6 protein-coding genes and 1 riboswitch are annotated in these 4,728 nt (G+C 34.7%); of the genes, 1 reads left to right on the forward strand and 5 read right to left on the reverse strand.

Annotated features, from left to right (window positions below; all coding sequences use genetic code 11):
* The coding region (locus tag PTSHG_RS10080) for a hypothetical protein (protein ID WP_222859659.1) at window positions 1–367 on the forward strand (367 nt) is incomplete at its 5' end.
* On the opposite strand, the gene PTSHG_RS09230 is transcribed toward PTSHG_RS10080, so the two are convergent.
* The 5 genes from PTSHG_RS09230 to PTSHG_RS05010 form a co-directional block, all read right to left on the reverse strand.
* Complete coding sequence (locus PTSHG_RS09230; RefSeq protein WP_019107791.1) at window positions 345–548, reverse strand: hypothetical protein; 204 nt, start codon at window positions 546–548, stop codon at window positions 345–347. The two genes, PTSHG_RS10080 and PTSHG_RS09230, sit on opposite strands and share 23 nt — an antisense overlap.
* A 66-nt stretch (window positions 549–614) precedes the next feature.
* On the reverse strand, window positions 615–821 hold the full coding sequence (locus PTSHG_RS04995; RefSeq protein ID WP_019107792.1) for a hypothetical protein: 207 nt from the start codon (window positions 819–821) through the stop codon (window positions 615–617).
* A gap of 18 nt (window positions 822–839) precedes the next feature.
* Window positions 840–2,315 carry an AlbA family DNA-binding domain-containing protein gene (locus tag PTSHG_RS05000; protein ID WP_019107793.1) on the reverse strand — a complete coding sequence of 492 codons (1,476 nt, stop codon included), beginning with the start codon at window positions 2,313–2,315 and terminating at the stop codon, window positions 840–842.
* A gap of 137 nt (window positions 2,316–2,452) precedes the next feature.
* Window positions 2,453–3,574, reverse strand: coding sequence for a pyridoxal-phosphate-dependent aminotransferase family protein (locus PTSHG_RS05005; protein WP_019107794.1), 1,122 nt, complete (start codon window positions 3,572–3,574; stop codon window positions 2,453–2,455).
* 104 nt (window positions 3,575–3,678) lie between these two features.
* Window positions 3,679–4,284: an ECF transporter S component gene (locus tag PTSHG_RS05010; RefSeq protein WP_019107795.1), complete on the reverse strand. Its 606-nt coding sequence runs from the start codon at window positions 4,282–4,284 to the stop codon at window positions 3,679–3,681.
* Between the two features lie 52 nt (window positions 4,285–4,336).
* Window positions 4,337–4,449: riboswitch (FMN riboswitch) on the reverse strand.
* Window positions 4,450–4,728 lie beyond the last annotated feature (279 nt).

Here is a 4,728-nt window from a genome sequence, read left to right on the forward strand (position 1 = left end):
GGAGGTCAAAGGAGGGGGTAGAGGGGGCATTGCCGCCCCCTATGCCCCCTCCTTAAATAAAATTTATTTTGCAAGCTCTTTAAAGGCTTTGTCATACTTTTCCATAATCTCATCTGCCACTTTGTCAAAGTTTTTATATGCTTCTTCGGATTTTTCCTCAATTGTGTCAGGTCCATCAGCCCGCTCTTTAAATGCGTCTATGTCATCTTCAACAAATTTTTTAGCTTCTTTAAATAGTTTTTCTTCTTCTTCTTTATTAATTTTTCTTTATCCATGTTGCACCTCGATATTTATGAACTGGGACTTGGCATTAAAAGGGCAATTTTATTTTAGAGATATAAGTTTTATTCTAATTCCTCGTCTTTAAGGAACTCAACTTCATCTAATTTTACGCCAAATTTCTTTTCAAAGTCATCTTGTGATATAAATTCTTCATTTTTTGCTGATTTTAGTCGTGACATTGCAATTTTTAAGTCAATTTCATCTTCAAGTAAGTCGATTTCGCTATTTTTTAATGAATTTTCTTCAATTTTTCTTGCTTTTTTCAAAAAATCACCTAATTTTTCTTTAAAACCCCTCGAATTCGAGGAGCTATAATTCTAACTTTGATACTCTTATTCCTTGTCTGTTTGGGAAGTTATTTTTGCCAACAGGTCTTTGACTTCTTCGAAAGTAAGGCTGTTGCCTTCCATTTTTAGGGACTCGTGAGAAAATCTAATTGCAAAGTCTTCTTCCTTTTTTTGAAGTTCTTCCGGTGTCATTTCTTTTTTCTCTTCCTTTAACTTTGAAATAGCCTCATCAATTTGAGCTAACTTATCCATATAAAATGCCCCTTAGTATTAATTTACTTTCCAATAGCCATCCTTAGCACTGCCAATATACTCTATTATTTTTTTATCTGTGAGATTTTTTAAATCTCTTTCTATGGTTCTATCGGTTACATTAAATTGTTTAGATAAATCGTATGCAGTTATTTTAGGGTTATTTTTTATTATTTCAAGAATTTCTTCACGCCTTTTACTTGGTTTCAATTTTTGACCGACATTTTGACCGACATTTTGACCGACATTTTGGCCGACATTTTGACCGACATTTTGACCGACATTTTGACCGACATTTTGACCGACATTTTGACCCTCATTTAGAGTGACATTTTGGGTGTCATAATTTAGATTCTTTAAAATTGTAGTAAAAGAGCTTTCGGTAGATCTAAACTCTGGTTTTAATTCTTCCCTATAATTTTCTTCTCTTTTATAGGCTTCTATGATTTTTCTAAGTCCAGATCCTCGTCTTTCCATTAAATCCATTCTGGCAAATACATCTGCTAAAATTGGATTTCTTCTTGAGGAAGATACGTTTAATGGATTTAGATTTTGGACAAAAGTTCCGTCGTACATACCTCCAGGAGAATATATTTCTAGCCTATCGTCATAGATATCTACATGGACTTCACTGCCAATTACTGAATAGTCTCTGTGGATTAGGGCATTGACTAAGGCTTCTTGTACTGCTCTTTCGGGATATTCTGGATATTCTATTCTATAGACTGGACCTTTTCTCCACATCTTTTTCGTGTTTCTTTTTACAAAGTCCAAACTTGCTTTTAAAAGATAAATTATATTTCCTTCAAATTCAGCATCGTCAAGAGCATCTATTCTCCCACTGGCTTTGGTTAGTCCATTCCACCTAGTACAAAACACTCTTGATTGATAAACTTGATAGTCATCTGCAAGGAGTGCTCCTGCTAGGGTTAGTTTCCCCTCATTATTTACAAGCCCAAAGGATATTAAATCTTTATCTTCAAACTCTTTTTCTGTCCTCTTTTTATATTCTATTCCAAGTTCTTTAAAAGTTACATCTTCTAAATTTTTCTTTGACTCAAGTGAATCATAGCTAATATGTTCGCCCTTTAGTGATAAGTTAAATAAGTCTATTCTATTGGCAGAGACACTCTGATTTCCTACTCTCTTGTAGGCTGTTCTCGTACCGCCATCTGCCACAAAGTAAGGAGTGTTTTTCCCCGCAAAGATTGTTAGAATTAGAATTATTTTCTCATCTATCTCTTGTATTTCCATATCAAATTCTGGATTCGGATCCATTTTTGTTTTTATGATTTCAGAAATATTTTCGGAAGTCTCTTTATAGTCACTAAGTCCAAGGATTGTATTATCTTCTTTTACGCCAAATATTAGTTTTCCACCTCGACCGTTTGCAAAGGCTGATACGGATTTTAACCAAGACTTAGGTTTGTTTATTTCTAATTTTTCTTTTTTGTCATATAGATTTGTTTCTCCAAGATAGTCTTTTAAGTTCAAAGTATCCCTCCTCTCCTTCAAATATTATAGCATGTTTTCTGCTATTTATTGGATGATAGAATTGAAACTCAGCTTGTTAGTTTAGGCTTTCTGAATTTCCCCTCAATGAATTATTGAAATTATTTTTTCAAATTTTCTCATTTCATTAATTCTACAAATCTTTCTTTTAAAGAAATTTTAGTCTTTATTCCCAACTCTTCAAAAACTTCGTCCAATTTTTCGTATAGTTCTAAGAAGTTTTCGTAGGATATGTTGTTGCCCATGTGGCCTATTCTAAATACTTTTTCAAATATGTTTCCTGCACCCTTGGATATTAGTATTTCCTTCTTTTTTAATGCCATTAAAATATCATCTGCTATGAAGCCTTCTGGCACAATAACTGCTGTTAGGGTGTTGGATCTTGAGTCTTTGGCATAAAGTTCAAAGCCTGCTTCTTCAAATATTTTTCTCGTAACTTCTGCGTATTTTTTGTGTAGGGCTATGGAGTCTTTTGCAAAGAGTTTGTCTAAGGCTAAGTCTAGTGCATAAGTTAGGTTCTCGTTCATTGTGTATGGGAAGGTAAAACCATCTGCGTACTCATAGTAGTTTAGAAAGTTCATGTAATATGAAGGGACTGGTTTTTTTCTTTCTTTTATTGCTTTTTTTGCCCTGTCTGATATTGTTACGAAAGTTAGTCCTGTTGGTGCTGATATACATTTTTGACTGCCGCCAAGTGCTATGTCTACTTTGTAGTCATCAAAGTCAAATTCTTCTCCACCCATGCCTGAGACTGTGTCCACTACTGTGAGTATTCCGTAGGAGTTTAGTAAGTTGCAGATACTTTTTACATCGTTTGTTATGCCTGATGGTGTCTCGCAGTGTACCATTGTGGCTACTTTAAAGTCATGGTCTTTTTCTAAGAATTTTTTTAATTTTTCTATGTCAAAGCCTCGTCTAAAGTCATCTTCATATATTAGTGGCTCGCCGTCATAAAATTTTACGAAGTCGGCAAAGCCTGCGCCGAAGACTCCGTTATTTAGGACTAGGACTCTGTCGCCTTTTTCTACTAGGTTTATGATTGCTGCTTCTAGTCCAATCATGCCTTCGCCTAGCATTAGCATTGTTGTTGCTTCTGTCTTTAAGAGTTTTGAGATTTTCTTTTCTACTCTTCTATGTATTTTTTCGTACTCTGGATCTATGTCTGGGTTTGTTAAACTTTTTCCCATTAATGCCATTACTTCGTCATCTATTGATGTTGGACCTGCACATAAAATTTTCATTTTTGTATCTCTCCTTTATGTCTTTTGTTTAAATTATATTATATGGACACAAAAAAACAAGCTGCCTTTTGACAGCCTGCTTGATTTTCAATTTCTTTATTTTTTTAATCTTTAAATAGTGGGCTAACTTTTTTATATACTAACATCATCACTGCTGATGTTGTGAAGCCTTTTATTAGGTTAAAAGGTAGGACTGAATAGATCATCATTGTGAAAAGTCCTGTGATTTTTGATGTAATGGCAGATCCCATTGCTATTATTGCGTCCATTGGCATTACTTTTGCGTAAAGTGGAAAGACCACGAAGTAGTTTGATGCCATGGCAAGGACTGTCATTGCCAATACTCCTATTGTTAGTGCTATGACTGCTCCCTTGTAGGTTCTATGCTTTCTATAAAAATAGCTTGACACTACGGCAAAGGTACTTGATATGATGAAGTTTGATAGTTCGCCAACTCCTGCTGTCATTGTGCCCTTAAATATTATGTGCATAAGGTTCTTTAAGGCTGCTATTATGATGCCATAGACTGGTCCCATTGTGAAAGCGCCCATAAGAACTGGCAAGTCTGATATGTCCAGCTTCATAAAGGGTGGAGCCACAAAGGTTAGTGGTAATTGGAAGTACATTAGTACGAAGCCAATTACTGATAGCATGGCTACTTTTGTCATGTCTTTTGTTCTTATCATGGTGTTTGTGTTTACTTTATTCATTTTACCTCCTGTTGGGGCATAAAAAAACCCCGAACCTTCGGGGCGTGAAAGTTTAAATCATTCTCTCATCCAGACTTTACTGTCGGTATTGGAATTGCACCAATTCAGCTTGCGCTCGTGGACTTTACCACCGGTTGGGACTTGCACCCTTCCCTGAAGATTTAAAATATTATTTATTTCTTGATTTAATTATAACACTTGTTAAAATTTTTTCAAGCTTTTTTGTACTTAATTTGTATTGATTGAGTAAATTTACTTTTTGGAAAAGGAAAAGAAAAGTTTTTTATTTTTTTAATGTTGGAGGGCTCCTCCAACCCTCCCCCTTCCTTTAAAGGCACTGAATAGATAAGTGGAAAGCTTCGCTTTAAAAACATATAAAAAAGTTTTTTCATCACAAAATATATTTTTATTTTTAATTCTTTTTTTAAGGAGGGGGTTAAGGGG

The organism is Peptoniphilus senegalensis JC140, assembly GCF_000321025.1.
Lineage (GTDB): Bacteria > Bacillota > Clostridia > Tissierellales > Peptoniphilaceae > Peptoniphilus_A > Peptoniphilus_A senegalensis.

Coding starts and splice junctions, on each gene's coding strand:
- PTSHG_RS04995 (WP_019107792.1), bottom strand. CDS start 821: ATGGATAAGTTAGCTCAAATTGATGAGGCTATTTCAAAGTTAAAGGAA.
- PTSHG_RS05005 (WP_019107794.1), bottom strand. CDS start 3,574: ATGAAAATTTTATGTGCAGGTCCAACATCAATAGATGACGAAGTAATG.
- PTSHG_RS05010 (WP_019107795.1), bottom strand. CDS start 4,284: ATGAATAAAGTAAACACAAACACCATGATAAGAACAAAAGACATGACA.